Annotated in this window: 25 protein-coding genes; 15 read left to right on the forward strand and 10 right to left on the reverse strand. The window is 44.4% G+C overall.

Annotation, left to right across the window (positions count from 1 at the left end; genetic code table 11):
* Nucleotides 1–9: 9 nt before the first annotated feature.
* Complete coding sequence (locus tag SCB77_RS10950) at nucleotides 10–921, reverse strand: helix-turn-helix domain-containing protein (protein ID WP_320186478.1); 912 nt, start codon at nucleotides 919–921, stop codon at nucleotides 10–12.
* A gap of 68 nt (nucleotides 922–989) precedes the next feature.
* Entirely contained in the window at nucleotides 990–1,796 is an 807-nt protein-coding gene (locus SCB77_RS10955) for an SDR family oxidoreductase (protein ID WP_320186479.1), read from the reverse strand.
* A gap of 188 nt (nucleotides 1,797–1,984) precedes the next feature.
* Here SCB77_RS10955 and SCB77_RS10960 point away from each other — a divergent pair, with 188 nt between their 5' ends.
* The gene (locus SCB77_RS10960) at nucleotides 1,985–3,163 is read left to right on the forward strand and encodes a retropepsin-like aspartic protease (protein WP_320186480.1); all 1,179 of its coding nucleotides are present in this window, start codon (nucleotides 1,985–1,987) and stop codon (nucleotides 3,161–3,163) included.
* A 51-nt stretch (nucleotides 3,164–3,214) separates the two neighbouring features.
* Here the strand turns inward: SCB77_RS10960 and SCB77_RS10965 are convergent, their stop codons facing one another.
* The gene (locus SCB77_RS10965; RefSeq protein ID WP_320186481.1) at nucleotides 3,215–4,132 is read right to left on the reverse strand and encodes a gliding motility protein GldB-related protein; all 918 of its coding nucleotides are present in this window, start codon (nucleotides 4,130–4,132) and stop codon (nucleotides 3,215–3,217) included.
* Nucleotides 4,133–4,396: 264 nt separating this feature from the next.
* Between SCB77_RS10965 and SCB77_RS10970 the strand changes: the two genes are divergently transcribed.
* Entirely contained in the window at nucleotides 4,397–5,497 is a 1,101-nt protein-coding gene (locus SCB77_RS10970; protein WP_320186482.1) for an acyltransferase family protein, read from the forward strand.
* Between the two features lie 54 nt (nucleotides 5,498–5,551).
* Here the strand turns inward: SCB77_RS10970 and SCB77_RS10975 are convergent, their stop codons facing one another.
* A complete protein-coding gene (locus tag SCB77_RS10975; protein WP_320186483.1) occupies nucleotides 5,552–6,424 on the reverse strand; it encodes an alpha/beta hydrolase family protein in 873 nt (290 codons plus the stop codon).
* 283 nt (nucleotides 6,425–6,707) lie between these two features.
* Here SCB77_RS10975 and SCB77_RS10980 point away from each other — a divergent pair, with 283 nt between their 5' ends.
* Nucleotides 6,708–7,343 carry a hypothetical protein gene (locus tag SCB77_RS10980; protein WP_320186484.1) on the forward strand — a complete coding sequence of 212 codons (636 nt, stop codon included), beginning with the start codon at nucleotides 6,708–6,710 and terminating at the stop codon, nucleotides 7,341–7,343.
* A 54-nt stretch (nucleotides 7,344–7,397) separates the two neighbouring features.
* Here the strand turns inward: SCB77_RS10980 and SCB77_RS10985 are convergent, their stop codons facing one another.
* A complete protein-coding gene (locus SCB77_RS10985; protein WP_320186485.1) occupies nucleotides 7,398–8,492 on the reverse strand; it encodes a DUF695 domain-containing protein in 1,095 nt (364 codons plus the stop codon).
* Nucleotides 8,493–8,930: 438 nt separating this feature from the next.
* Between SCB77_RS10985 and SCB77_RS10990 the strand changes: the two genes are divergently transcribed.
* From SCB77_RS10990 to SCB77_RS11000, 3 genes are all read left to right on the forward strand, one after another.
* On the forward strand, nucleotides 8,931–9,356 hold the full coding sequence (locus SCB77_RS10990; protein WP_320186486.1) for a nuclear transport factor 2 family protein: 426 nt from the start codon (nucleotides 8,931–8,933) through the stop codon (nucleotides 9,354–9,356).
* Nucleotides 9,357–9,677: 321 nt separating this feature from the next.
* Nucleotides 9,678–10,181, forward strand: coding sequence for a hypothetical protein (locus SCB77_RS10995; protein ID WP_320186487.1), 504 nt, complete (start codon nucleotides 9,678–9,680; stop codon nucleotides 10,179–10,181).
* On the forward strand, nucleotides 10,168–11,022 hold the full coding sequence (locus tag SCB77_RS11000; RefSeq protein WP_320186488.1) for a tetratricopeptide repeat protein: 855 nt from the start codon (nucleotides 10,168–10,170) through the stop codon (nucleotides 11,020–11,022). The genes SCB77_RS10995 and SCB77_RS11000 overlap by 14 nt, the downstream gene beginning before the upstream one ends.
* On the opposite strand, the gene SCB77_RS11005 is transcribed toward SCB77_RS11000, so the two are convergent.
* On the reverse strand, nucleotides 10,994–11,458 hold the full coding sequence (locus SCB77_RS11005; protein WP_320186489.1) for a hypothetical protein: 465 nt from the start codon (nucleotides 11,456–11,458) through the stop codon (nucleotides 10,994–10,996). The two genes, SCB77_RS11000 and SCB77_RS11005, sit on opposite strands and share 29 nt — an antisense overlap.
* A gap of 164 nt (nucleotides 11,459–11,622) precedes the next feature.
* Here SCB77_RS11005 and SCB77_RS11010 point away from each other — a divergent pair, with 164 nt between their 5' ends.
* A complete protein-coding gene (locus SCB77_RS11010) occupies nucleotides 11,623–12,159 on the forward strand; it encodes a hypothetical protein (protein ID WP_320186490.1) in 537 nt (178 codons plus the stop codon).
* Nucleotides 12,160–12,320: 161 nt separating this feature from the next.
* Here the strand turns inward: SCB77_RS11010 and SCB77_RS11015 are convergent, their stop codons facing one another.
* Nucleotides 12,321–13,019, reverse strand: a complete 699-nt coding sequence (locus SCB77_RS11015; RefSeq protein ID WP_320186491.1) for a hypothetical protein — start codon at nucleotides 13,017–13,019, stop codon at nucleotides 12,321–12,323.
* A 376-nt stretch (nucleotides 13,020–13,395) separates the two neighbouring features.
* Between SCB77_RS11015 and SCB77_RS11020 the strand changes: the two genes are divergently transcribed.
* From SCB77_RS11020 to SCB77_RS11030, 3 genes are all read left to right on the forward strand, one after another.
* Nucleotides 13,396–13,563, forward strand: coding sequence for a hypothetical protein (locus tag SCB77_RS11020; RefSeq protein WP_320186492.1), 168 nt, complete (start codon nucleotides 13,396–13,398; stop codon nucleotides 13,561–13,563).
* 476 nt (nucleotides 13,564–14,039) lie between these two features.
* Nucleotides 14,040–14,366, forward strand: a complete 327-nt coding sequence (locus tag SCB77_RS11025; protein ID WP_320186493.1) for a hypothetical protein — start codon at nucleotides 14,040–14,042, stop codon at nucleotides 14,364–14,366.
* A 77-nt stretch (nucleotides 14,367–14,443) separates the two neighbouring features.
* Nucleotides 14,444–15,007, forward strand: a complete 564-nt coding sequence (locus tag SCB77_RS11030; RefSeq protein ID WP_320186494.1) for a hypothetical protein — start codon at nucleotides 14,444–14,446, stop codon at nucleotides 15,005–15,007.
* 29 nt (nucleotides 15,008–15,036) lie between these two features.
* On the opposite strand, the gene SCB77_RS11035 is transcribed toward SCB77_RS11030, so the two are convergent.
* From SCB77_RS11035 to SCB77_RS11045, 3 genes are all read right to left on the reverse strand, one after another.
* Nucleotides 15,037–15,708 carry a hypothetical protein gene (locus SCB77_RS11035; RefSeq protein ID WP_320186495.1) on the reverse strand — a complete coding sequence of 224 codons (672 nt, stop codon included), beginning with the start codon at nucleotides 15,706–15,708 and terminating at the stop codon, nucleotides 15,037–15,039.
* A 61-nt stretch (nucleotides 15,709–15,769) separates the two neighbouring features.
* Entirely contained in the window at nucleotides 15,770–16,066 is a 297-nt protein-coding gene (locus tag SCB77_RS11040; protein WP_320186496.1) for a hypothetical protein, read from the reverse strand.
* A gap of 21 nt (nucleotides 16,067–16,087) precedes the next feature.
* The gene (locus tag SCB77_RS11045; RefSeq protein WP_320186497.1) at nucleotides 16,088–16,747 is read right to left on the reverse strand and encodes a hypothetical protein; all 660 of its coding nucleotides are present in this window, start codon (nucleotides 16,745–16,747) and stop codon (nucleotides 16,088–16,090) included.
* A 518-nt stretch (nucleotides 16,748–17,265) separates the two neighbouring features.
* Between SCB77_RS11045 and SCB77_RS11050 the strand changes: the two genes are divergently transcribed.
* The 5 genes from SCB77_RS11050 to SCB77_RS11070 all read left to right on the forward strand — a co-directional run bounded on the left by SCB77_RS11050 (nucleotide 17,266) and on the right by SCB77_RS11070 (nucleotide 25,442).
* On the forward strand, nucleotides 17,266–17,856 hold the full coding sequence (locus SCB77_RS11050; protein ID WP_320186498.1) for an RNA polymerase sigma factor: 591 nt from the start codon (nucleotides 17,266–17,268) through the stop codon (nucleotides 17,854–17,856).
* A 104-nt stretch (nucleotides 17,857–17,960) separates the two neighbouring features.
* Nucleotides 17,961–19,190 (forward strand): FecR family protein, encoded by a 1,230-nt coding sequence (locus SCB77_RS11055; protein WP_320186499.1) that lies wholly within the window; start codon nucleotides 17,961–17,963, stop codon nucleotides 19,188–19,190.
* Between the two features lie 258 nt (nucleotides 19,191–19,448).
* Nucleotides 19,449–22,994, forward strand: coding sequence for a SusC/RagA family TonB-linked outer membrane protein (locus SCB77_RS11060; RefSeq protein ID WP_320186500.1), 3,546 nt, complete (start codon nucleotides 19,449–19,451; stop codon nucleotides 22,992–22,994).
* A 12-nt stretch (nucleotides 22,995–23,006) separates the two neighbouring features.
* A complete protein-coding gene (locus SCB77_RS11065; RefSeq protein ID WP_320186501.1) occupies nucleotides 23,007–24,377 on the forward strand; it encodes a RagB/SusD family nutrient uptake outer membrane protein in 1,371 nt (456 codons plus the stop codon).
* A 120-nt stretch (nucleotides 24,378–24,497) separates the two neighbouring features.
* Nucleotides 24,498–25,442, forward strand: coding sequence for an ABC transporter ATP-binding protein (locus SCB77_RS11070; RefSeq protein WP_133639980.1), 945 nt, complete (start codon nucleotides 24,498–24,500; stop codon nucleotides 25,440–25,442).
* The last annotated feature ends 6 nt before the right edge of the window (nucleotides 25,443–25,448 follow it).

The raw sequence follows: 25,448 nt of genomic DNA on the forward strand, positions 1-25,448 counted from the left end.
AGCATACCCTCAATTTAAGGAGCTTCTAAATTCCAGGGGAGTCATGTCGGTTTTTTTACGGAAAAGCTTGTTGAAGGACTGCGGATATTCGAAGCCCAGTTTGTAGGCAATCTCGGCGACGGAAAAGTCGCCAGCAAGGAGATATTCCTTGGCCTTGTCGATCACCTTTTCATGGATGTGCTGCTGGGCATTAAGACCTGTGTATGCGCGCAGCATATCACTGAGGTAATGGGTAGATAGGTTGAGTTGCTGCGCGATATATTCCACCGATGGCAGTCCCTTCTGCAGCGCTTCTTCTTCATCAAAATACTGGTTAAGCAAGGTCTCTAGATCGCTCAGCAAATCGTTGTTCTTTGTTTTACGGGTGATAAACTGCCGCTCGTAAAAGCGGTTGCTATAATGCAACAGCTCCGCAATTTTCGAGAGCATAATAGGCTGTGTGTGTCGGTCTATATGTTCGTATTCCGCTTCGATTTTCTTGAGAATATCAAGGATACCCGCCTCCTCTTTTTCCGAAAGGTGCAAAGCCTCGTTCACCGCATAGGAGAAAAAGCCATAATTCCGAATGTCCTGCGCCAGCGTATCGCCCGCCAGAAAATCGGGATGCAGCAGCAGCATCCATCCCTCACCGCATTCCTGCACAAATTGGCGGGTCGTCTCAATATCGAACGATTGGATCTGCTTGGGCGAAAAGTAGTTCATCACCCCCTTATCAAAATCATAGCTCTGTCGCCCGTAGCGCACCTTGGCCTGTATATTTTTCTTGATAGGGATGCTGTAAAAATCTACCGTAAACTGCTCCCATATGCTATTCTCCTGCAGCTGCATATGGGTCACATCGATGATGCTCATCAGCGGATGTAATGGCTCGCGGAGCCCCAGCAGGCGATGAAATTCGGATATAGAGCGGATGATGTGCATAACCTTATTAAAATATAAATGTACAAAAAATGGCAACTACAGCCCTCCTGCAGTTGCCTTTACTTTTTTTACTGACCGACAAAAAGCTTACCAACCTCGTTGTGGTTGGCCTCGCGGCCGATTTCCTGCAAACGATTAAAAAACGCCTGCGCATCCTGCCCTGCAACGTAGCGCAGTTGGCTCTTATCATCTGTTGCAGCTTCGTAAACAACTTCCGCAATTTGCTCTGCTGTGGAAGCCGTCTTCATCATCTCTTCAAAGCTAGCCCACAGCTTCCCCTCGATTGATGCATAGTCCGGATGACTGTTCATATCGATGGATCTGCCGGCAAAGTCGGTAAAGATACCACCTGGTGCCACCGTTTTTATACCGATGTTGAAGGTTGACAACTCAAAGGCCATGCTCTCTGTCCATCCTTCGAGCGCCCATTTGGTAGCGTGGTAGGACGAGCCTAAGGGAAAGCCGATCAAGCCGCCAATGGAAGTCGTCGTGATAAATAGGCCGCCCTGCCGCTCGCGGAAATGTGGAATAAAAGCCTTCGTCACGCGGATCACGCCCAACAAGTTGGTATCGATCTGCCGCTGCAACCGCTCATCGCTAACAGACTCTAGGCTGCCCATCAGGCCATAGCCGGCATTGTTAAACACGACGTCGACAGGCTGCGATTCCGTTACCTGCTGCACCACATCGTTAATCTGCTGCGGATTGGTGACATCCAACGCCCATAGCGTGACGTTCTCTAACAGGTTCAGCTCCGTTTCTTTTTCGGGGTTGCGCATGGTAGCAATTACGTTCCAGCCGCGACTTTGAAATAGCTTCGCGGTGCTCTTGCCTAATCCGGTAGAAGCACCGGTAATAAAAATTGTCTTTTGCATATTGTCTCCTTTTAACATTTGGATACCACAAAGTTCCGTTAGCAGCAGTTGGATGATGTTTCCAAAATGGATCATGTTGTGTTCAAAATGCGGAAGTAGCGTCATCCATCATTTTACCAAACCGCAAGAGGCAACAAACAGCTTCGGCATTGATTCAGTTGTCGCCTATTTTTACTAACTTGGAATCTATGCGCCAGCTTTTATTTTTCCTATTACTTTCGCTTGCTGCCCCTAGCTTTTCGCAGCAGGCATCTATCATGAACCAAGGCGGTAGCCAAGAGAAAAACTACTATACCGAACTGCAATACAAAAACGTGCGCGACAAGATTATTGTCGAGGCGCGCATAGGCCAACGCAATTGTCGTTTTATTGTGGATACCGGAGCGCCAACAACCATTACTGCTTCGCTGCATCAAGAGCTAGGCCTAGCCATTATGGACCGTATTCCTATACAGGATGCCAACGGCGGTATCGATAGTTTGATGGTTAGCAAAATTCCTGCGATAGCCTTGGGCGGTGTCTCTTTTTTGGATATCCCCACGCTGGTGGCTCATGATTCCTTTCTTTTCGATTGTCTGCAGGTAGACGGTTTTATCGGCAGCAACCTCCTGCGCCAATCTATTGTGCGCTTACTGCCCAAGACATCGCAACTTATCTTAACAGACCAGCTGCAGCGTCTTTCGTTGGATAAAAAGCAGGCCATCCCCATGCAACTTAATAAAGTACAAAGCTCCCCTTACATCAGCGTTCGAGCGAAAGGAAAGAAGTCTGCAAGTATCACGTTGCTGTTCGACCTCGGCATGGAAGGCTTGTTTGACCTTGCCTTAAGACATTATACCATGCTTGAGCAGGAAAAGATCTTTACCGATATCACGCAAACACTGGGCAGTGGCAGCTTGGGCCTACACGGTCGTGGCAAGGATACCCTACAGTACAGGTTGACCCTTCCACAACTACTAATCAGCAAGGCGACATTAAGCAATGTCTCGGTGCAGACCACCCCTGCCGACAATTCTAGAATCGGCGCCGGACTGCTCGCCTACGGATCGGTCACGCTTGACTACAGGCATCAGCAATTTTACTTTGAGCCCTTTAAGCCCATCCATGTCCTCGCCAACGAGCACTTCCCCATAGCTGTCACCTTGCAGGATAGTAAGTTGGTGATTGCGTCCGTTTGGCAAGAAGGTTTACGCGACAAACTTCAGGTCGATGATCAAGTGCTGTCCATCGACGATATAGATTACAGCAACGTAGATCCCTGTAGCTTCTTTGTTAATAAGAAGGTGTTTGCCGATAAGCAGCAGGCGTTAGTCACCGTCAAGAAAGCAGATGGAAGTATACAGGCGGTTGCTGTGTGCAAGGAGTAGCTCGCGGCTATTTTTGGGATTCGGGAATTCTTCCTACGTTTAACCTGCGATCTATTTTATTTTATCCGCTATTTTGCTGCGCTCGTAAAAATCCGTTCCCGATTTAATGTTCAATATCTCGTCGATGGCTTTCCTTTTGTCAGCAGCTTCTTCGTAGCAAGATTTGCATATCAAATATCCGGCCCAGTATAATGCATTTCTAGGTCGCAGGGGTTCATTCTCCCGATGCCAGCTCGCATACACATCCTTATGCATTTCCTTCTCGAAATCTTTCCATATGCTGGCGGCCCGTCCTTGGAAAGCTGCGTAGTCCCCGTCCGTGCTGCCCGTGAAAAGTTCGGCTAAAAATTCTGCAGCGCCCTCCCTTAAGGCATAGCTCAGCAGGTTATTTTCGCGGCGCATTCCTTTTTGATTAAAGTGAATCATTTCGTGAAAAACCGTCACCGGAATATGGTCAAAATCGAGCACCCATTTTTGCAAATCTTTGTTCCAGTTCGTCGAGTTTTCCGGAGTCTTACTGAGCAGCTCTACCCCAATGATTAACCCATTTTTGGAAATTGTTCCATTGGAATTCAACCTTCCTACCACGAAATATATATCGCCAAACTGGGCCTTCGGGTAGACTTGCTTAAATTTTTTAAAATTGTTCACAATAGTATCCCGAAAAAGGTGGACCTGCTTTAAGTCTTCTTCTATAGAAGCGTAAAATCCCTTTCCTTGCTCGACTGTAGCCACAAACTGCTTCCTGTCCTTAATCTTGTATCTGTAGAAATCCCGCAGACCTTTCGTCCCGCGAGCGAAGTAATTCTTTGAAAATAACGCCTCAATATCTTGACTGTTTTCATCCATTTGATGAAAAGCAGTGTAGAAATTTTCAATATCCGTGCTAATGATCTTGAAATCCTGCCTTTGCTGTCCAAAAGCATATAAACAAAACAGGAACAGAAAGGATAAAAGGGTTAAACGCATCGTTAGGTATATGTTTACCAAGTGTACGCAATAATTTCGTTTATTAGGGCAATGTAACTCCACTTTTTCCGGTCGGGATGTACTAGAAATCTGCACAAAGTAGGTATATGCAAAATTAGATACATCGCATTCCTAACGTACAATTGCTAGCTACCCTGGCAGCAGTTTGCCACTATTTTGATGCTGAATAGCTATTTTTTGAACAGATCCGGCTATCTTCCCGCAGGTATTAAGCGTATCTTTCTCCCGTTTAATTCGTATCCCATGCAAGATAATTCCCTTGGTGCTGTTTCGACCTCTAAAAAGCATTTTGTCACATTAGATGGCCTACGCGGTGTTGCGGCCCTAGGCGTGGTTCTTTTCCACTTTATGGAAATTGCTGCGCCCGACTATCGCGACAGCTTTATTCCGCACAGCTACCTCGCGGTCGATTTCTTTTTTTGCCTGTCGGGCTTTGTCATTGCCTATGCCTACGATGGCCGCCTGCCGCAGATGGGGAGGTGGACCTTCCTAAAGCGTCGCCTCATTAGGCTGCATCCGCTGGTGCTTATAGGGGCTATCATCGGCTTACTGGCCTTTATCTTCGATCCATTCAACGATCTGATCAAATCCTTTAGTCCTCTGCAGGTGCTGCTTTTGTTTTTGAGCGCTTGCTTTCTCATTCCCTACCCCATTGTTCCGCAACGCTATAACAACCTTTTTCATTTGAATCCCCCTACTTGGTCACTTTTTTGGGAGTATATCGCCAATATTATTTATGCTTTATATCTCGTACGAGCGCCTAAAAAGGTATTGTGGCTATTGCTCGGCATCTCGGCCCTGCTGCTCTGCTGGGAATCCTACCGATCGGGCTACTTGGCCGTGGGCTTTGGCGGCGACAATTTTTGGGCAGGTGGTATACGGCTGTCTTTTTCCTTTACCGCAGGTCTTCTGCTCTTCCGTTATGCCCCTTTCTTTCGAGTGCCGCTGGTTCCATTTTGGCTGTTAGCCATTGCCTTGGCTCTGGTATTTTTTATTCCCTATTCCGAAATCATCAGCCCTATAGTTGATCCTATCCTTGTTATTTTCTACTTTCCATTGCTGATTGCGCTCAGTGCTGCGCAAGGACAAGCTGGCCACGCCAGCCAAAAGTTCTGCCGCTGGCTGGGCGACATCTCTTATCCGCTCTATGTACTGCACTATCCTTTTATTTGGATTTTTATGAGTTACGTGGAACATGAAAAACCGACTCCCAATGAAATGGGCATGCTCATCGGCTTGGGCATGCTGCTGCTTCCCCTCCTTTCGCATGTCGTTTTACGCTGGCTGGATGAACCGATTAGGCACTGGCTAAGTCGGCAGGGGTCTGCTCGTAAGGTGAGGTAAGTTGTTGAGCTTTCAAGCAGGATGTTTGTGATTTTGGTCGTCGCTTCTATCAAATTAAATCCCTTCCAACACCTTTCGTATCCAAGCTACGGCCTTGTTTATTGGTTCACGATTGCTGGTGAAGGCCGTATTATGCCCGAGTTCCGGAAACAAATAGTAGGTATAAGGCTTTTTCAATGCGATGTGTTTCTCGAGCTGTTCGATGGACAAGCCTACAGGAGCCTGCACATCCTTCCCTCCGAAGATCCATAGGCCGGGAGTGGAAAGCTGCTGCAGGATAGCATTGGGATCTGTATCCACGAATGCATACCTATCTGGGTCGTTCGCAATATGCATGCGGACTTCAGCTTCAGTATGATTGGCCCAAAAATTAGGCTTACCTTCCGTAAAGAACTGAAACCGCAACTGCTCCAATGCCGTAACCAGCGCACCGCTAAAGATCACCATAAAATTAACCTTCGGGTTCTCCTTGGCGGCTATTGGAATAATCCAGCCCGCTTGGCTTCCGCCGATGAGCCCCAATTTTAGATGCTGCTGACCCAAATAAGCAGACAGATGGTTGATGGCCGCGCTGGCATCATCTGCCAATAGCTGTAAATTTGCCGAATCCACATTGTTGGTTCCCACTTCTGGCCCTGCATATATGCCCTCAGACTCCCCCACGCCGCGCTTGTCATAGGTGAGTACACAAAAGCCTTCGCTGGCCAAGGTCTTTGCAAAATCGACCATTCTTTTTTCCTTTCCCGATCCATGCACAATAACCAAGGCCGCCTGTGGCTTCGGCGGCGAATAGATGCTCCCCGACAGCTTGACGTTGTGGCTCAAAAAATGCGTATGCTCCGAGGTATAGGACACTTCCTGTGCGAAAAGCTTACAAGACAGTAAGGCACAAACGAAAATAGGGACTAGCTTATGTAGTGAAAACATACTGTACGTGTTTTTAATTGAACCGCTGGCGGCATAGCCAAAGGGCGTGCATGCGGTTAAACATCAGGGGCGAATTTAGCACGAAATTACGATCCCTAAAGGAAAACTAGGTGAAGACAGGGATACGCTCGGCAGATGTAGGAATTGGCTAGGTAAATAGCTTTGGATAGCTATCTGTCATTGCTTTTTTGATGAACAGCAGTCAGCCGAGCCGAACGAATATATTTTTTATCTATTTATAGAATTATTCTTTTGTAACCTGCATGATTGATAACTTTGTGCTATGCATAAATTTTTCCTACTGTTGTGCGCCACCTTGTTGGCGCAGGTACCGCATGCCCAAGAGGCTCAACTCGGCCAGCAGCGCGAGATCGCCCTGTACAAAGCCGTGGTGAAGTGCGCGCGCGAAACTGTAACCGGCATATTGCAACAGGTAACGCCCGAGGCAGTGACCATTCAGACCTACGACGGTTCAAGAACGATTCCATCTACATCCATAAAATCGGTCAAAGTGAAGTTTGACAAGAAGAAAAACGTACCGATCTTTCGGAATCTTGCGCAGGGAGGATTAGACGCCATCGTGGATCCCGCCTATACTTCGAGTAGGCAAAATTTAAACCTGAACCCCTACGGCCAGCCAATGATCGATGAAGATGGCGAAGAAGATACGCCCTTGGCAGACCGCATACTGCTCGGCGGCGCTATGATTGCTGGAGCCGTTTTGGGAAATGAGGTTGCCAAAATAATTCCAGCCGCAACTATTGAGACCTTCCGCATTCGCTATTCCAAAGAGCGCTACCAAGGCTTATATAAAGAGCTTTCCATGTATTCTGTTTTTCTACAATCCTCCGCCGATTATGAACAGATTCTGAAAGAGAAGCTCAAACGCGCCATGGAGGCCAATAAGCTGCAGATTTGATCGGCAGTATGCTTGCCTGTCCTTAAAGAGTTTTATGATGAACTCTAAATAGCGCTAATTCGTCTTAAATCTCTCGAAGGATTGCCAATATTTGTCCTTATACAAATCGTACTCGACCCGCAGCTGATCTGAATAGGCCTTCGTTTGCTCGTGCAACACTTTCGATGGCTTTCTAAAATCTTTGCAAGCGAAGTAAATTTCCCTCATGTTGTCGGCCGTTTGCCTACCGATATTTAAATAACCATCCACGTCTTTCAACTTTAGCATTAGCTCATCCTCAAATTTGTTGAGTAGTTCATACGCCTCATTGTCGGGCAAGCCGTTGCTCTGACTACCATCATACGGAATTCTTACCTCCAAAATCCAGGGATGTGATGCTTTACCATCCCATTCCAGTAGTGTAGCATCAACAATTGCAAAGAGTGGTAAACCATTATTTAACTCTGCTGTTAAACTGGAGTAGTTATCATTTGTCGTATCATAACGCAGTTCTTCATACTTCTCCACAAACTCCTTCTGGCGCCAGATCAGAAAGTCTTTAAGTTTTGCTATCGGGACAAGTTCTTTCTCCGCATCAGCTCTGCTAATAACTTTTATACTATCTATGTTTTCGAGACAGCCTAGTTCGCCCAAATAATTATCTATGAAAATGTAGGCCCCTTTTATGATCTGTTCTTCATTTTCCTCGGTCAACTCGTCGTGGATAATCGAAATATCAATTTCGTCAGGATAATCAGGATAGTCATTTGAATAAAAGAAAAGATTAGCATCATGAAATTGGTATCCTCCCATATTTATGCCCACATCTTTAATGTCCTCCGCAGGTTTAAGTGCGGTGAACCTCCAACCTTCGATCTTTGGTGCTTGCGCCACAATCTCCTCGATGAAAACAATGTTTTTCGTGCAACCATCAGCGGTCAATATGAGTTCGGCGGTAGCTTGGTCATACATCCCGGTCACGAAAAATAAATCCTCGTGTAACTCTTCAAGTTTTGGCGAAAGCTTGTCAAAAAAGTCACTTTCAATGTTATCGCCATTTTGCACAACATGAAAAAATGTCTTTTCATTGTTTTGAAACCAATCCCAAAAATCGGCGTAACTTATTTCTGATCCTTCATTTTCACTTGACATTCCTTTCGATATATTCATGCTGTAATTCAAAAAAATTGATTCACAGCAATAATACTTATTTCCGTTAAGATAATGAAATAGGAATAATGGCCCCGTTTGCTTTTGCGTGTGGCATGTCTATTACGACATTTACGTTCCACAATTGTTCGCTCCTGAACATCCGTCTGTCCGTTATCGTACAGCTTAAATTTGAACATAAAACCCTAAACATCTACATATCTTATACTTACAGTTTTTGGCAGCGCTGTTGCATCTCTTATTACAGATGGACATGCCAACAAAAGGAAAGCATCTTTGCCGGGTAAAGGTTTCACCGAACAAAGTCCTGCATTTACCGAGAAACAGCCGTGATCCATCTAATAGATATACAGGAGCGAGCTTTATCGCCGTACTTTTGGGATATCAAATAGGAAATAATAACATAAAAATATTAAAAGACATTAAAAACACAGCACCATGAAAAAGACATTAACAACCATCGCAACAGCCATCATTATGATCAGCACATGCTCTTCATTCGCCGCAGAGAAAACAAATCCTTTGAAAGATGTAGCATCCGCTAAAATCATTACCACCTACTTGGAAGCAACCACTTTGGGCAGCGTAGAATTGAACAACTTCCTTTTTGCAGCCGATTTCCAGTATAGCAACAGCGCCAACAAGGATACATTCAACAAACGCGAATACACCGATTTCTTGAAAGCACACAAAGGGGTAAACTTTGATTGCAAAACGAGCTACGAGATCTTAGATCAGACAGGAAAGGCCTGCATGGCTAAAGCAACAATGGTATTCGACAACTTTACGCGCGTAGACTACATCACGTTGAGCCAAGAGCAGGACGGCTGGAAAGTGAGCAAAGTGGTTACGACCTACAAATAATAGCCTTATAGATTTTTGCTTCCATATCGCCTTGTCGCGAGACATCGCATTGTTTAGTTTAGTGTAGTTAATGAAGTCTGCAACCTTGCAGACTTTATTTTTTGGGTATTTCCCATTTTTCTACAATTCCGCGATTCTTTGCTCTACATATAAACTGGGCGCTTGCTACATCTATTGACCTCTCAGTCTTTACAATTCTTTGATCCAGACCCGAAGAATTGCTCATAACATAAGCTCATCACTCAAACCTATACGAGCTTACGCGGAATAAATTCATATGTAGTAGAAAATTCCTTATATTAATGGCAGTGCAGGCTTCATATGAAAAGATTATACCGCTTCATAAACATACTATTTCTATTGTCGATAATCCTCTATCTCTGGGACGTTTTCTATATAGATCATCCTGTTAATAACATTTCCTTTTCGAATAAATTAGGAGATAACGAGCACATCGACTTTGGCAGCTATGGACTGATTTATCAACATTATCAGCTGGATACTTTCGAAAATCGCTATAATCTAAAAAAAGAATTGATGGGATGCTTATTGGATACGACGATTATATTTAAACAGGAAGGCTTGTTAACCATCCGATTTTTAGTCAATAAAGCTGGTGAGGCAGATCGCTTTCGCCCTACATTTATCGATGCAAAATACCGAGAGCTGAATCGTACAGAAGACGAGCAGGCGATACACAGGGTTATTGCCTGTTTAAAATCAAAAAAGCATTGGCAAAAAGGAACAGTACAGGGGAAACCAAGAAAATACCATACCTATATGAACATACGCATTGAAAACGGCAGAATTAATGATTTCTTTTAGAACAGTAGTAAAAATCTTTCTTGTTGGGCTGCAAATTGTTGTGATCAGCTCGTCGTTAGCGTATTTTATATACCATTATTTTGCTGGATCTTATTCCCATAGATTTCATTATGCAGAGTTAAGGCAAGGATCCCTAAAATCAGATTTCATTTTCTCCATATTGGGCATGCAATATCCCAACAATGCGGATGTGTTGCATGAACGATCCGTAGCTTTTAATAAACGGGGTATGTATGCGCGGGGATTCCAATTACTTGATTCAGCTGTACATATTGATCCAGCGTCACACCTTGGCTACAGAGGCTGGATAAAGCTTCATATGCTACGCGACTACAAGGGGGCTTTACGCGACTTCCTTCGACAAGACGCTTTAACAGCAGACCATGTCGATTATCCAATGAGCGAAAATATTCATTTCTTGAAAGCAATATGTTACGACAAATTGGGCGATCATGAGACTGCTTTAACTTGTTTTGATACCGCGCGAACTTCTTCTATGGACGGATTTGTTGACTATAAAATCGATCTATATAAAGCCATTGTACTTTTTCAGAACAACCGCGAAACGAACGCTGCAGCAATCTTTCGGCAAGTACTAGAGCAATACCCGAAATGTAGCGAAGCTTATTATTACTTAGCAAGAATTTACAAGCACAGTAATCGAAAAGACGAGGCCGCCACATGCGCTAGTCTAGCTCGAGCCTACTACCTGCAGGGCTATAAACTTAAAAATGCGTACAACGAAATGCCTTATGAAATTTATCTTGAAGACATCAACTTACTTAATTGCCAGATAACGTCAACGCAGGTTTCTACAAACGGAAACGCAGACCGAAATTGATATAACCTGGATCAAAGGCCTCGGCTTGGAAATAGAACTTACTTTTGAATCCGATATAAGGTTCAAATCTTCTTACCGTAAACTGAACACCAGCTTGTCCATTGAAAGCAATTTCGTTGCCGGCACCATTCGTCAGGTATTCGTAAGCAGTTCCAGCACCAACATAAATCAATGGATTTCTTTTAAAGAGGAATAGATTGTAGATATAATCTGCACCGACAAAACCAATATTTGCATTGCTAAATCCCGCCTGCAATTGAAGTGCCTGACGGTTGGTAAGGTCGTATTTTCCCTGTACTCCATAATATAGATCGTAGCTGGGCGACTCTAACTGAAAATCTGATACGACACCTAAAGATATCTTCCGCTCCTGTGCTTTTACAGACCAGCAAAAGAAGAATAAGAAAAACAACACAAAATGCTTAAAAAAATGCATGGTACTTGATTAATTGATGGTCACTTTGTCACCAGTCGCAAATTTATAAACTAATCCAAATGACAGAAACTTTAACACAATATTTTTCAATACAAACCGAAATAACAATGTCGATTCGGTTTTTTATTTTATAAAGGAACATTCGTAGCTTTGCAGAACAGCCTATGCTAAGTTTAAGAAATTTTATCGACGTCTATTTTTTTCGGCCACTCAAAAACTTTTTTAGTAGGCTACTTAGGAAAGGTTCTTCCTCAACGAAATCTTGCACTGTATATAGGAAAGATGGCAATCTATACGTCGTCACGACATTTAAGACAGACACGGGACTTCTACTCGAAAACCTCCCAATATATAGGCTTCAGGAAGATGATGCTGTACTTTTTGATAAGCTTATTAGAGAATCGTTGGAAATAAGCAATAGGATTGTACGCGTCCCCAACCGAGAGGAGACAGCCGCTACGCAGAAATTACTTTTGAAAAATTTGCAAGAACGATCTTTTAAGAGTCTTTACACAAAAGCCAAGGCTTGTGGTATTTTTATTGCGAAGACCGAAATCACGGTTTACCCTTACATTACGGATAATCCTAAACGTGGGATGAGGGAGATTGCGGATCGAAGGGCTCGCTTTGAGGAAGATGAGAATGGACTAAACCTCGCTATTGCATATTTAAGGGAATGTCTTTTTGATCATCGCGATTAACAAGATCGCACAAACATGCGATACGGGTTGGTTCGCCAACACCTCAAGCAGCATATTCTCTTTTTTGTTACCTTATTGTTTTATACAGGCGACAATTCAAAATCGACAACGACTGTTATTATGAGCTATTGCATGTGGTTCGTGCAGCATAAATGAGCCATTTACTCAAAAACCATATCAAGACTGCGGAACTTCACCCATTCATCTCGCTTTTCACTGCTATCGCTGATAGCGATAACCGTCAGCTTATTTTCTTTGCTGGTTAGGTTTTCTTTATAAATCAGGTAATATGTGCTGTGCTTGTCCCGGTCTACGACCTTTGTCAGTTCTTGGATAATATGATCTGTTTCCTGTTCTCCATTTTCATCTAAAAAGATCGGACGATCCTTCGTACTTTCTATTTTTTTATCGAATGTCTTCTCCCCTAGCGTAGTACTGTAGGCGCTGTATAGTGCTTTGCATTGTGGATTATTTTGCACCTCCAGTTCGTAACAGAAAGCTTCACCCGTAGTTTTCATGTAATAAACAACAAGGCTTTCTATTTCGCCTATTTCCAACGACTTAAAGGTAAACGTATTGCTGTTGTCAAAGGCGAACTCTTCGTAATCCATGTTTATGTTGTATGTAGCATTGCTGTTATCATCTTTTGTCATGCGGAAGCTTTTCAGCAGCGTATCCAGCTGTTGATTTAATGCGATTTTATCAACCTGAATAGATTCTTTCTGTTGAATTTCTGATGTGGTATGCACCGCTTCTTGGCTAGTCGTGGAAGACTGTGAATTACGCTCTTGACAGGAAAAGAAAAGCACATAGATCGGCAGGAAAAGCATATGGATTAGGGTTGTATTTTTTGTGTTCATGAATGTATCTGGATTATATGGATGTGCTCGATTAGTGACGGTTTTATGCTCCCCTTTTCCAAGGATTGACCGCTTAAAAAGCTTACTGTGCTTAACAAGAGGCTGAACAATATGCCGATTTTTTTTCTCATGTTTATGCTTTATCAAATGTACGGCCTAATCTTTTAAACCTCGCTGCTGTTTATGATTTGGTATAACCGATTTACGATTCGCAGTTGACTCGACCGCTCCCGGCGTCAACAACAAAGATAAGATCAAGCAAGGTATAAATAAATCCAAGTCATCAGACATTGTTTTTAAAGTATCTGATCTTACGGATGGTTTGGACTGCGTGTAAGCTAAAGCATCTTATACCTCGTCCATTGCTTCGCTTGGTATGTACAAGGCATTTGACCTTATGGACAAATTCGCTTGCATACCCGATGAGTTGGCCTATAGATCGGCCAATATGGCGTTACTCCACGCCAAGTCTTCGTCCCCCCTCCACACATCGTCTTTAAAGTCGGATGGTGTATCCGAGCCTAGCGTTGATGTATCCGACTAGTAATGGAAGTTCATCCGACAGTAAGATACTCTTTATTTTACGTCAGATACTCTTCATTTTCCGTCAGACAAAGACATTTTACGGTAGGATACTTACACTTTCCCGTCAGATGCTCTATGTTTTACATCAGATAAGGAGACTTTTCCGTCAGATACTGTATATGTTGCGTCAGCTATACCATATTTACCGTCAGACGGACATCCGCATCCATAGGTTGCTATACATTTTAGGTAGGATAAAGCATCTATTACGTCAGATTGTTTAAAAGACTTGTCGGAAATGGCGACTATCTTTTGTTCCAGCATTCTATTATCCATTCCCGCCAGAGGGATTTTTGCTGATTGTGCTGCTGAAATCCATGTAAAGTAATCGGCTCTTGACGTATCGCTACAAATTTAAACCACCCGAAACGGATTGTAATCGAATTCTTATTTTACAAAAAAGCGCGCTAATATTGTAGGGAACAATCTGTAAGGATGAGAAAGATAGTCGTTTACACCCTGTTGGTATTTATATTGGTCAGCATTATATTCACGCTGTGGTTCATCTGGGTATTTGGCCCAAGCAGACATATCGGTATCGCGACGCTGCGCAATATTGTTATTGATCGGGCGATCCTGATCAGTATCCCCGTGTCCCTTGCTTATTTTGCTATCCACACGTTGATCATTAAAGTCAAGAACAAATGGCTTTTGACGCTGCTGACGATCATGATTTTAGCACTTCTATATGCTGTTGTCGCCTATTTCTATCTGTTCCATATTATTATCGTCAGCCTCTTGCAAGATCCGTTTGTCGACTGACAAACAACCGATTTCTATACAGTAGCAGTACCACAATCTAGATAAAATCATCCACTCAACAACGTAAAGCTAGGCATATGCGCATTATATATCTAATCGTGTTAAGCACAGCACTGCTCGCCCTCTCTTGCCAACAGGCGACAAACAGCAATCCTGCTAAAATAAGTACGACAGCGCAACAAGCTGTTTTGGATACGCTAAGCAAAAATATGAAAGCCACTATCACTGATCTCAGCGAAGCCAAACGGCTACCAACCAATAAATTTCTCCTCAAAAGCTATTACCCGCTGTCAGCTCAAGAGCTTGAGGCCCTGCAAATAGCGGAACAGCAAGAGGGTAGCTTCGCCTCCGATGTTGCCGATCAGATCCGTTGCCGCTTGCTTAGCGCCGACCTTAAAAATGAAAAAAATGACGAGGTGAAATTGGAGAACGTGGAACTAAACCCACTGTACCTACAGCGCTTTGGCTTGTGGGACTACGATAATATGTTGTGCCAAAATGTGGGTATCTCGATGGCTACGACATCTGCCTTTTCAACACTCAAGGGGTCTATAGGACTCGAGCTGCACTGGGGCGAACAGGCGAAGAAACAGATCGACATTTCGGTAGCTATAAGCATTGAAGATAACTTGGTTGATTAAGGTTTTCGATATGGCCCATCAATTGCGTTTTACGGCTGCAGTTGAAAAGTGCTCATCATCTTACGATAGTCAAAACCATCCATCCAAGAGATCTTCCATTTATCGCCTTCCTTCACCGCCTTGGTTGCGACGTTGAGGTCGTTGCCCATGTTCCATTGATAGGCATAGGAAGCCCCATCCGGCTTTACATCCCCAATGCGGAGCTGATCTTGGTAATCGTCGGGTCGATCTTGGCAGTTGCACCAGGGACTAACTCCCGTTCCAAATGGAGGCAGTTCACCTTCGTTCCAAACCAGCTTGTTCTCCAGCATCTTTTGGTTGATCTGCTTAGCTATTTGATTATAATTATCGATGAAGCTTGCCGAAAATAATTGTGTCGCTCGAAGTTCGTCCAATCTTTCTTTATGCTTTTCCATATCAAGCTGCCTGTAGCTGCTGTCGCCGTTTTTCGGATCAACAGGAACGAAATCACTCCCTATTTGCTCCTCTTCGGCCCATTGTACCATGCGCTTTGTAAGCTGCAACAACGCCATACTATCTGCAGAAGCGGTATCAACATTCTTGGAGCTGTCGGCCAGCTGAGATTCCGTGCTTGTTTTTTTATTTGAGCCAACAGAGGTGCAGGATGCTGCAATAAAGAGCAACATTGTAAATAGCATGATGCCCCTACGCAAAGCGCATATGTTACGGTATGTTTTCATATAGTGTTCTTCTGAAATCCCCTTGCTTCTTAGTTTCCTATGTAGATCCGCTAATGTCATGTTAATCAAGTGTTACCTGAGCAACTAGTAGGAGAACAATCTCTTCTCCATCTTTTCCTATCAATGTACCTTGAACATTCACAGCGTAATATTGCTGAAGTGGTTTAAACGTGTCTTTCTCATATATTGGTCTAAGTGCTATTAGGTCACTTTTCAATCTGTTCCATTTTATCGGTTTTGTCAATTCGACTAATAGTCTTTTTCCACCACGGTCAGACAAAATTTTCCCAAATAGGTTTTCATCCCAACCCCGAGGTTCGCTTACCATTATTCTAACTGTTTGTCCTTGTAAACCCATTATTATGGTGATGCCTTCCCGCTATCTGTAGTAATAAAACCAATTGCCTTCGTAATTATGGTCGAAATTCTCCTTGCTGTCGAGATTAATGTTGAATTCCTCACGTTTGAAATAACCGAACTCATTATATGCTCCCAAAAGGTCAAAATACTTGTCAGCCCATAATTTTCTTACATCACTATGCTCAAATTGTTTGACCTGAAGATCGGTATAGAGAAAAAACGTTACTTGCGAAAAACACTTCGATATTTCCCAAAGATCTTTTTCGTTAAGTTCTTTTTTTAGTTGCATGATCTTGTCTTTGGAAACTTTCTCATTCGCTTCGATTTTCGCTACTGGCTCGAATGCACTATAACAAACCCAAATATTGTCTACTTTGTACTTTTTTTTCTCCCTCAGTGCTTCCCTAAACCTGTCTGCTATAGCTTTCTGCTTTTCCTTGTCGAAATTGCCAAGTCTGTCTTTTTTTTTGAAAATTTGTTCCTCGTGTTCGAATTCAAAGCAGATATTCAATCGTGGCCGCTTTCCATCATCCATCATATCGTAAATGATATTGATGGGCTTAACACCAAATGTTTGATCTATAAAGTTCGCAAGATTGATGAAGTCCGGATTCATCGTTGCCTCGCCAAGCATTATCCGCTTGGTCGCTTTATATTCTTTGTCGGATTGCATAATCATCTTTTCAGAATCATCTTATAATGGCACATCAAATCTAAGGTTCGGGAAGCGACAATTTTCATCGCCTATCAGCCCAAGTCGAACAGTCCAAATTTACAAAAATTTATAGATCGAAACCATCTATTTCGCTTGCGACAGGCCGATACATATCGCGTTTTCGCCGTAGCCTTTTAATGTAAGGTTACACAGGGTGTCACGCTGTATTATTTTTCTATATAATTTTTGTTTGCTAATTTTTTTAGTATATTTACATCGTATTTGTTGCTGTTCGCTTCAGCACCTAGTATTTACAACTTGGGCTATCTCATCATGGGATAGCCTTTTTGGTTTCCCGTTGTAGGCTTCCCCTTTCCACGGACAAAGTTCGGCAGATCGACTTACCGTATGAAAGTAATATTTTCGCAACGGCTGTAGTCTTTTTTTGATAAAACGGTATATTTGCTTGCTTTTCATGGTAAAATCATCAAATTCCTACAAATTGATGACCTGCGCATGCAGCAAGATGGAAAATAGATGTGATGCAAAATAACGATTACGGTATATTGTCGGACGAGGTGTTAATGGACTTGATACGCCACGATGACCAACAGGCATTTGCAATGCTTTACCAGCGTTACAGTGGTGCCTTGTATGCGCATGCTTACAATTTTATCCATGATCGGGAAGAGTCCAAAGACGTATTGCAAAAGGTCTTCGCTAAAATTTGGGACATCAGAAACCAACTGCCACTGCATATTAATATTTCCGCCTATCTATACCAAACCGTTAAACATGCACTTATAAACCATATTGCGCGCAGTAAAGTTGCTGATCGTTATGTGGAGAGCCTCAGCAGTTTTGCTAGTAGTTATGTTGCCGACACCGACCACAGCATTCGCGAAAAGCAGCTGCAGCAAATCATTGCGCAGGAGATCGCGCAGTTGCCACCCAAAATGCGAACAATTTTTGAGTTGAGCCGGATAGATTACTTGACGCATCGACAGATTGCAGAGAAGCTCGGCATTAGTGAAAAGACGGTCAAGAACCAGATCAGCAATGCGCTGAAATTATTACGAGCGAAACTCCCTGAACTGCTTTTTCTCTTAGCCTTCTTCCCTCCAAAAAATTAAGCCTAGTTTGCGAAAAGCCCCATTGTTAACAACATATTAAAAAATAATTATTTTTTTTCTAGGACCACTGTCCCACTTAACTGTCTACCTATATAACGAACAATATGAAGAGCCACTTTAACATAGATTCCGAGATCCTGCAGCGCTATGCAAATGGAGACTGCTCGCCCGAGGAGGAAGCCCTTATTGACGCTTGGTTCGTTGATTACAAATCCAAATTGCCTAAACTCGAACTGGACGAAGCGACTGTGGAAGCAGATTTGGCAGACGTATGGGGACGGTTCGAGCTGCAAGATGATCGTAAAATACAGAGACTGCCGTCTTGGAAAAAATGGCTCCCGATAGCAGCTTCGTTGTTAATCGTTGGAACTGCAGCCTACTATTTTTCATTCGATCGGGTTGAACAACGTACAAACAAGGTAGTTTCAGAAGCCCACGTGAGCACTACCATGCCCGAACCGATCCGCATAAAAGATTCAAAGGTTGATGTTCCTGCAGCAGAAAACGGTGCGGTACTGATTTTATCTTCCGGAGAGAAAGTATATCTGAACAATTTGGGGCAAGCAGAAAGCCGCAGCGATCATCAGGTTGATATCGATCTGAGCAGCGGCGAGCAGATCAGTTATAAAGCCGGCGAAACAGCTAATCAGCAGGGGAGCTCAGCGACCAATACCATCATTGTTCCGCCCGGGAGCGTATACAAGATATTATTGGCAGACGGCACGAAAGTCTCCCTCAACGCGGATAGCAAGCTTACCTTTCCGATTGCTTTTCAGGGATCAAAAAGGGAGGTCTTCTTAGAAGGCGAAGCCTATTTTGAAGTCACTAAAAGAACGTCGCCAAGCTCCATCGGTGGGGAACATCAAGCATTTGTGGTACACGCCGGTTCGGCAGCAGTGAACGTACTAGGCACAAAATTCAATGTAAAAGCCTACCGCAACGATAAGAAACATAGCTTCACGCTAGAAGAAGGCTCGATTGCGCTATCTGTTCCGACAAGCCCTGCTCCTCTACTGCTTAAACCGGGACAGCAGGCCTTGCAAGTGGATAAGCAGCTTGATATTAAAGAGGTGGATATTGATAAGGAACTTGCTTGGAAATCTGGAGACTTTTATTTCGACGGAGAAACGATTCAGGAAATAATGAGTCAGATCAGCCGCTGGTATGCCATCGATATACACTACATGGGCCCTATGGGCGATCAACGGTACATCAGTAACATTTCGCGCCGCAAAAGCTTAAAAGAAGTTTTGGAAATCTTGGAAACAACAACCAATCTAAAATTCAGCATACAACAAAATGATAGGGAAAGGAGGCTGATGGTTATACCGTAAACACATTTTTACCTTATTAACGTGTTTTCGGAAAGAAACTAGGAGCGCAGCCACGCCCCTAGTTAAGGATTTTCGAACACAGCATCTTGGATCAAGATAATTATGAATTACATGAGCCCTACGGAAATCAGCAGGAAAGCTCATGTTCAAAAATCAGCAAAACAAATGTACCATTATTTTTTAGCTAAAGAAAAGCTGAAGGATCGTTCAGTACCTCCGAACACCCGCTTCTTTTCGAACTTACTAATCAGATTAATCATGCGATTTCAACTACTATGCATCGTATGGCTCGGGTTCTTCCTGCAGTCTGCTTCTGCTCTTCACGGACAGAACAGGATTGACCTCCACGTAGAAAATGCAAACCTTGAACAAATCTTGCAACAAGTGCGCAAGCAAAGCGGATACGATTATGTCATCCGTCCGGAACAACTAAAAAAATTCAGTCCACGTAGCCTAAACCTATCGGCAATAGAGCTGGAGACCATTTTACAACTCTGCTTTCAAGGGCAACCATTAGGTTTCATCTTGAAAAATAACACCATCATTGTGACCGATGACCAGCAGGAGCGAACCCTGAGCGGAATCGTCACGGACAGCAAGCAACGTCCCCTTGCTGGTGCCACTGTGCGCATAAAAGGCACTAGCCTGCAAACAAAATCAGATAGCAAAGGTGTATTCTCTCTAGAAGGTGTACCTCAAAAAGCTGTTTTGGAAATCCGTTATCTGGGCTATGAGGTACGTCAGATCGACCTGAGCGGCACGCCAGCAAGCGAGCTGGGCCCGATCTTTATCCTGAAGGAGCAAACTGCCGCCCTCGAAGAGGTTACGGTAATGGCCAATACCGGTTATCAAAAACTTGATCCTAGTAAAGCAACGGGATCCTTGGTAGTGATCGATGAGAAGAAAATTCAGGAAAGTCCTGCATTGAGCTTGATGCAACGATTGGAAGGGCAAGTACCGGGATTGCAGGTTAACATGAAAGACAACAGACTGTCTGTACGCTCGCCTAACAACTTCTCGGCAGGAAGCTATGACAGGCAGCAATTCAGTTCACCATTGATCGTTATCGACGGGTTTCCTGCTATGCAACAACAATTGACGAACAATCCAACCGGTAACAACCGCCTTTCCGCAACAAGCCAGAGCCCGAGCATCTTAAACAACTTTAACCCAGATGACATCGCGAGCATTACGGTGTTGAAAGATGCAGCAGCAGCCTCTATCTGGGGCTCCCGTGCAGCCAACGGGGTAATCGTGATCGAAACAAAATCAGGACGTGGTGGACGCAACAGCATAAACTTCTCTTCTACATTCGGTATCACGGCTCCGGCCAACCTGAACAGACTACAACGGATGAATGCCCGTGAGTACATCGAATTTGAGCAAGAACTATTCGACAACAATTTCTATGCAGATCCTTCATCGGCTTGGCGCTATGCAAATGTGAGTGAAGCCTTGACCACGATGTTCCGCGCAAAACGCAACGAGATTAGCTTGGCCGAACGCGACGCCATACTCGCCGAGATGGGCACGCGCAACAACAGCGATCAAATACGCGATAACCTCTTGCAAACCGCGCAAACGCAACAGTACAATCTTTCGTTTAACGGCGCCGTAAATGGTGCGCAGTACTACGCGTCTGCTGTCTATAACAAAGACCGTCCAATCTATAGAAATAACGAGGCTAATAATCTGGCCTTAACGTTCAATATCAACAACAGCTATTTTAATAACAAAGTTAAAGTAGGTTTGGGCCTTAATCATACTATCCAAAAAAGTACGGTAAACGATGGCGCTAAAACAGGACTAGGAACCAGCAACCTTGGCCTTACACCTTACGATATGCTGCGTGACGAAAATGGCAACTCCATAGATCGCTATTACTTTTTCACGCCACAGGTAGCGCGTGAGCGCTTTGAGAGTCAAGGTTATCTCCCGTGGAGCTACAACCATATGGACGAGCTGCAATACAACGATGATCGTTACGATAACAACATGACACGTATTATCGGTAACATCCGCTACTCTCCGCTGAGCTGGCTAAATGCGACACTTTCGGGAACGTACCAACGGGGAACCTTAAACATGGAAAGTCTACGCGACAAAGAGGGGTATTTCATGCGCTCCCTGATCAACGAGGGTACGACGATACAAAATGGCAGATTAACATATGGGATCCCGATGGGCGGACGGTTTATTACCTCAAACTCTAAGACAGACGAGTACGCTGTTCGCTTTCAGTTGGATGCCAACAAAACATGGAACGAGATACATAAATTAGATGTTTTTGCGGGAAGCGAAATCCGGCAAACCTATAATATGGGCTACCTGCAGACTCGGCTAGGGTTTGACAAAGATACCTACCAGTCCACAGCAGTCAACCCCATAGGTTCCTACACGACCATTTATGGCTCAAACAAAAATTATGCGATACAAGATAATCCGATCAACATCACTCGCCAGCGTTACCTCAGCTACTATGCGAACGCAGGATATACCCTAATGAACAAGTACTACCTGACAGGAAGTATGCGCTTTGACGACGCAACGATTATTGGTATTGAGCGCGCCAAGCGAGCGAAGCCTTTTTGGTCGACAGGTCTACGTTGGGACCTACACAAGGAGGCATTCCTCGAAAATTTGAACCTGATCAACACCTTATCCCTTCGCTCAAGTATTGGAACAGGAGGTTCGGTTCCGGTTGGAGGTACATCTTTTACATTATACAGTCCTTCCATAAACGACTCCTACACACAACTACCGAACGGCTCTATTACCCTTCCGGCAAATCAAATGTTGGGCTGGGAAACAACACGTACATTCAACATCGGCATGGACCTCGACCTGTTCAGCAACCGGCTTTCGGCAAATGTAGATTACTACAGCAAACGCTCTTATGGCATTGTCGCACCTGTTCCGTACAATGCAACGTATGGCTGGACGACCTTGCAGTTTAATACGAGCAATATGAAAAGTAGCGGTGTGGATATACAGCTTGCTGGCGATATCGTTCGAAAAGGTGACTGGAACTGGAACAGTAGCATTAACCTATCTTACAGCACGAATGAGGTTACAGATAGCCGCTTCGAAAACCTATCCAACACACCAGGTAGAACATCCGTACCTCTTGAGGGATACCCTATCGATCAGCTATTTGCCTACCGATGGGCCGGGCTGGATGGAAAAGGTCGCTCGCAGGTGCAAGATCTTCAGGGAAATATTGTAGATGCTGACGGATCGACGTTCACCTTTACTCCCGACGACCTAGTGTACATGGGCCGCGCGACAGCACCATACTTCGGTGGTTGGACAAATGCGCTGCGCTACAAAAATCTGACCTTGACCGCGCGGGTAACGATGAACTTCGGACATAAAGTCCGCGGCACTGATGTAAACTCTACACAATACCCAAACAACACGGCTGGATTTAGTGGGTTTCTATCGAACAGCAAAACCTTGACAAACCGCTGGCGCCAACCGGGTGACGAGACCTTTACTGATATCCCCGGTGTTGTCAACACCAATTTCAACAGTATAGATCGCTATGTATTTTCAGACATCAATGTGTTTGATGCAAGCCACATCCGTTTACAACAACTTTCCCTTGATTACAGGTTCCCGGCATCGATGCTTCATGACTACCGGACGTTCAAGTCTCTGTCAATAGGTTTCGCAGCGACGAACTTAGGTCTTCTATGGAAGAAAACAGACCGCGATATTGATCCAGAATATATGTTCAATGGCGACTACAACAGCATGCCGCCTGTACCTACCTATATGTTCCGTTTGAGTGTTGGATTTTAATGTATTCGTATCATGAAAAAAACTTTTAAAACAATAAGTTTACTTGCCCTAGTCCTCCTTACCGGTAGCTGCAGGGAATATGTGGAAATCGATCTGGTTGGCCTAAGTGAGCTAAAATACACTGACGATTACCAAAACATGCTCAACAATAGCCTACAGGTCGAGCAATCCTTTTACTATCCCGTCTTGGCCAGCGATGACATCGGCTCTACGGATGATGTATACCTAAACCGTCTGTACACCGCCGATGCGAACGCATACACGTGGAAAGCAGATATCGCAGGAGACAATGCCGAAGATCAGGACTGGGCGAGATTGTACAACCAAAACTACAAGTTCAACTTGATCGCTTCGGAAGTGTTGCAGAGTGAGAATGGCACAGCCGACAAGAAGAGAAATATACTTGCTCAGGCCAAAGTACATCGCGCACTTAACTACTTCTATCTGGTGAACATCTATGCCAAGCAATACGATGCCGCTACTGCAACGACAGATATGGGTGTTCCCTTGTTGACAAGCCCAGATCTTTTTGCCTCATTAGAGCGCGCTTCCGTACAGGCCGTATACGATCAGATCATATCCGATTTGACGAGTGCCATCGCTGATCTACCTGTGAAAGCAAACTACAACATTCTGGCCTCACAAACTGCAGCGAAGGGCATTCTAGCAAGGGTTTACTTGCAGATGGGCAATTACCAAGAGGCTGCACGCTATGCGGAGGAGACACTCGCCAATCAAAGCGGGCTCGTGAACCTCAATAATTACATTGCGGCTCCAAATACTTATCCCTATGTGCTGAACGATCCGGAGGAGATTTTTATAAAGACCTTAGGTATAGCCGCTCCAACACTCTCCCTTAATCCCGAGTTGCTGGCCCTCTTCGAGCCGGGCGATCTTCGCAAAGAACTCTTCACGGCCGATGGATCAGCCTTTGGCTCGTGGCAGGCTTTCGCAGGTACGGGTTACTGGAAACACCGCATCATGTTATTGAATCAGAAAGTCACCAACGGCCCTAACGTGCCGGAGATGATGCTGATCAAAGCAGAAGCTTTGGTGCGCGGCGGCAGCTATGCCCAAGCCCTGCCCATCCTAGATCAATTGCGGGAACAGCGCTTTCGTCCACAGGATTTTAACAGTTTAACCGCGACAAGCCAGCAGGCCGCTTTACAGCTGGTCATCAATGAACGCCGGAAAGAGCTTATGGCAAAAGGTTTACGTTGGTTTGATCAAAAGCGTCTGGCCAAGGAAGGATTGGTGGCTACACAGACAAGGGTATTAAAAGGAGAGACCTTTACACTTGAGCCCGGCAGTAATCGCTATGTTTTGCCTATTGCTAGCAAATACATCGTACTCAATCCAGAGATCGTGCAAAATCCAAGATAATATAGCAAATAGTAGCTTTTGGAAGGGCAACCCGAATGATACGGGTTGTTCTTCTGAAGGCTCATTGAACAGCATCTTTTGGTGCTGTATAGGATATTCTTTACGTAAAATTTAAGACCTATGTCCATAAACGACAATACGCCTATCGTACAGGTAGTAGACCTCTCGCACAAATACAACCTACAATGGGCTGTACGCGAGATCAACTTTGAGGTACAGAAAAATGGGATCTATGGCCTCCTGGGTGCCAATGGTGCCGGAAAATCGACCACCATGAACATCATGTGCGGCGTGCTTAACCAATCGCACGGCAAAGTACTGATCCGCGGGATTGATATGGCACAAAACCCCGTTGCTGCAAAAAAGCACATTGGTTTTCTGCCCCAGCACCCGCCCTTATTGCCTGAGCTAACCGTGGAAGAATACCTTATCCATACGGCTAACCTACGCCTTATGCCGGCAGAAAGCATTCCGGCGGCACTAGACAAGGTGCTCGCTAAATGCAATATTACCCATTTTCGCAAGCGTCTACTCAAAAACCTGTCCGGCGGATACCAACAACGTGTAGGTATTGCACAGGCCATCATCCACGAGCCTGATTTCGTTGTACTGGATGAACCGACCAATGGCTTAGATCCCAACCAGATCTTGGATGTACGTCATCTCATCCGCGAAATCGCCAAAGAAAGAACTGTTGTGCTCTCTACCCACATCCTACAGGAAGTACAGGCATTATGCGACCATATTTGGATGATCCATGAAGGACGTATGGTTTTCTCGGGCTCTATGGAGGAGTTTGACAGCCAAGTAGCGCCCAATAGCGTAATGGTGAGCATGATTTCGCCTCCCTCGATCGAGCTGTTGCAAAGCCTTCCCGGTGTGCTCGACGTCGAGCCTATTGGCCATATCAAATTCCGCATACGCTCGGCCAACGTACAAGAGCTTACCCAGCTTCTTGTGGAAAGCAGCGTACAAGAGAAATGGAACCTGATCGAAATTTTTTCGGAGAAGAGCTCGCTCGAAACTGTATTCTCCGAAATGACCAAAAGAAAGCGTAAAGCGTAACGATTA

The organism is Sphingobacterium bambusae, from assembly GCF_033955345.1.
In the GTDB taxonomy this organism is placed as follows: domain Bacteria; phylum Bacteroidota; class Bacteroidia; order Sphingobacteriales; family Sphingobacteriaceae; genus Sphingobacterium; species Sphingobacterium bambusae.

What these genes read in the sequence shown, in the direction of transcription:
- SCB77_RS11040 (WP_320186496.1), bottom strand. Translation starts at nt 16,066, where the DNA reads ATGGGTTTACAAGGACAAACAGTTAGAATAATGGTAAGCGAACCTCGG.
- SCB77_RS11010 (WP_320186490.1), top strand. Translation starts at nt 11,623, where the DNA reads ATGCTAAGTTTAAGAAATTTTATCGACGTCTATTTTTTTCGGCCACTC.
- SCB77_RS10960 (WP_320186480.1), top strand. Translation starts at nt 1,985, where the DNA reads ATGCGCCAGCTTTTATTTTTCCTATTACTTTCGCTTGCTGCCCCTAGC.
- SCB77_RS11065 (WP_320186501.1), top strand. Translation starts at nt 23,007, where the DNA reads ATGAAAAAAACTTTTAAAACAATAAGTTTACTTGCCCTAGTCCTCCTT.
- SCB77_RS10990 (WP_320186486.1), top strand. Translation starts at nt 8,931, where the DNA reads ATGAAAAAGACATTAACAACCATCGCAACAGCCATCATTATGATCAGC.
- SCB77_RS10970 (WP_320186482.1), top strand. Translation starts at nt 4,397, where the DNA reads ATGCAAGATAATTCCCTTGGTGCTGTTTCGACCTCTAAAAAGCATTTT.
- SCB77_RS11050 (WP_320186498.1), top strand. Translation starts at nt 17,266, where the DNA reads ATGCAAAATAACGATTACGGTATATTGTCGGACGAGGTGTTAATGGAC.
- SCB77_RS11070 (WP_133639980.1), top strand. Translation starts at nt 24,498, where the DNA reads ATGTCCATAAACGACAATACGCCTATCGTACAGGTAGTAGACCTCTCG.
- SCB77_RS11055 (WP_320186499.1), top strand. Translation starts at nt 17,961, where the DNA reads ATGAAGAGCCACTTTAACATAGATTCCGAGATCCTGCAGCGCTATGCA.
- SCB77_RS11045 (WP_320186497.1), bottom strand. Translation starts at nt 16,747, where the DNA reads ATGATTATGCAATCCGACAAAGAATATAAAGCGACCAAGCGGATAATG.
- SCB77_RS11020 (WP_320186492.1), top strand. Translation starts at nt 13,396, where the DNA reads ATGTACAAGGCATTTGACCTTATGGACAAATTCGCTTGCATACCCGAT.
- SCB77_RS11060 (WP_320186500.1), top strand. Translation starts at nt 19,449, where the DNA reads ATGCGATTTCAACTACTATGCATCGTATGGCTCGGGTTCTTCCTGCAG.
- SCB77_RS10980 (WP_320186484.1), top strand. Translation starts at nt 6,708, where the DNA reads ATGCATAAATTTTTCCTACTGTTGTGCGCCACCTTGTTGGCGCAGGTA.
- SCB77_RS11025 (WP_320186493.1), top strand. Translation starts at nt 14,040, where the DNA reads ATGAGAAAGATAGTCGTTTACACCCTGTTGGTATTTATATTGGTCAGC.
- SCB77_RS10995 (WP_320186487.1), top strand. Translation starts at nt 9,678, where the DNA reads ATGAAAAGATTATACCGCTTCATAAACATACTATTTCTATTGTCGATA.
- SCB77_RS11005 (WP_320186489.1), bottom strand. Translation starts at nt 11,458, where the DNA reads ATGCATTTTTTTAAGCATTTTGTGTTGTTTTTCTTATTCTTCTTTTGC.
- SCB77_RS11015 (WP_320186491.1), bottom strand. Translation starts at nt 13,019, where the DNA reads ATGAACACAAAAAATACAACCCTAATCCATATGCTTTTCCTGCCGATC.
- SCB77_RS10985 (WP_320186485.1), bottom strand. Translation starts at nt 8,492, where the DNA reads ATGAATATATCGAAAGGAATGTCAAGTGAAAATGAAGGATCAGAAATA.
- SCB77_RS11000 (WP_320186488.1), top strand. Translation starts at nt 10,168, where the DNA reads ATGATTTCTTTTAGAACAGTAGTAAAAATCTTTCTTGTTGGGCTGCAA.
- SCB77_RS10975 (WP_320186483.1), bottom strand. Translation starts at nt 6,424, where the DNA reads ATGTTTTCACTACATAAGCTAGTCCCTATTTTCGTTTGTGCCTTACTG.
- SCB77_RS11030 (WP_320186494.1), top strand. Translation starts at nt 14,444, where the DNA reads ATGCGCATTATATATCTAATCGTGTTAAGCACAGCACTGCTCGCCCTC.
- SCB77_RS11035 (WP_320186495.1), bottom strand. Translation starts at nt 15,708, where the DNA reads ATGAAAACATACCGTAACATATGCGCTTTGCGTAGGGGCATCATGCTA.
- SCB77_RS10950 (WP_320186478.1), bottom strand. Translation starts at nt 921, where the DNA reads ATGCACATCATCCGCTCTATATCCGAATTTCATCGCCTGCTGGGGCTC.
- SCB77_RS10955 (WP_320186479.1), bottom strand. Translation starts at nt 1,796, where the DNA reads ATGCAAAAGACAATTTTTATTACCGGTGCTTCTACCGGATTAGGCAAG.
- SCB77_RS10965 (WP_320186481.1), bottom strand. Translation starts at nt 4,132, where the DNA reads ATGCGTTTAACCCTTTTATCCTTTCTGTTCCTGTTTTGTTTATATGCT.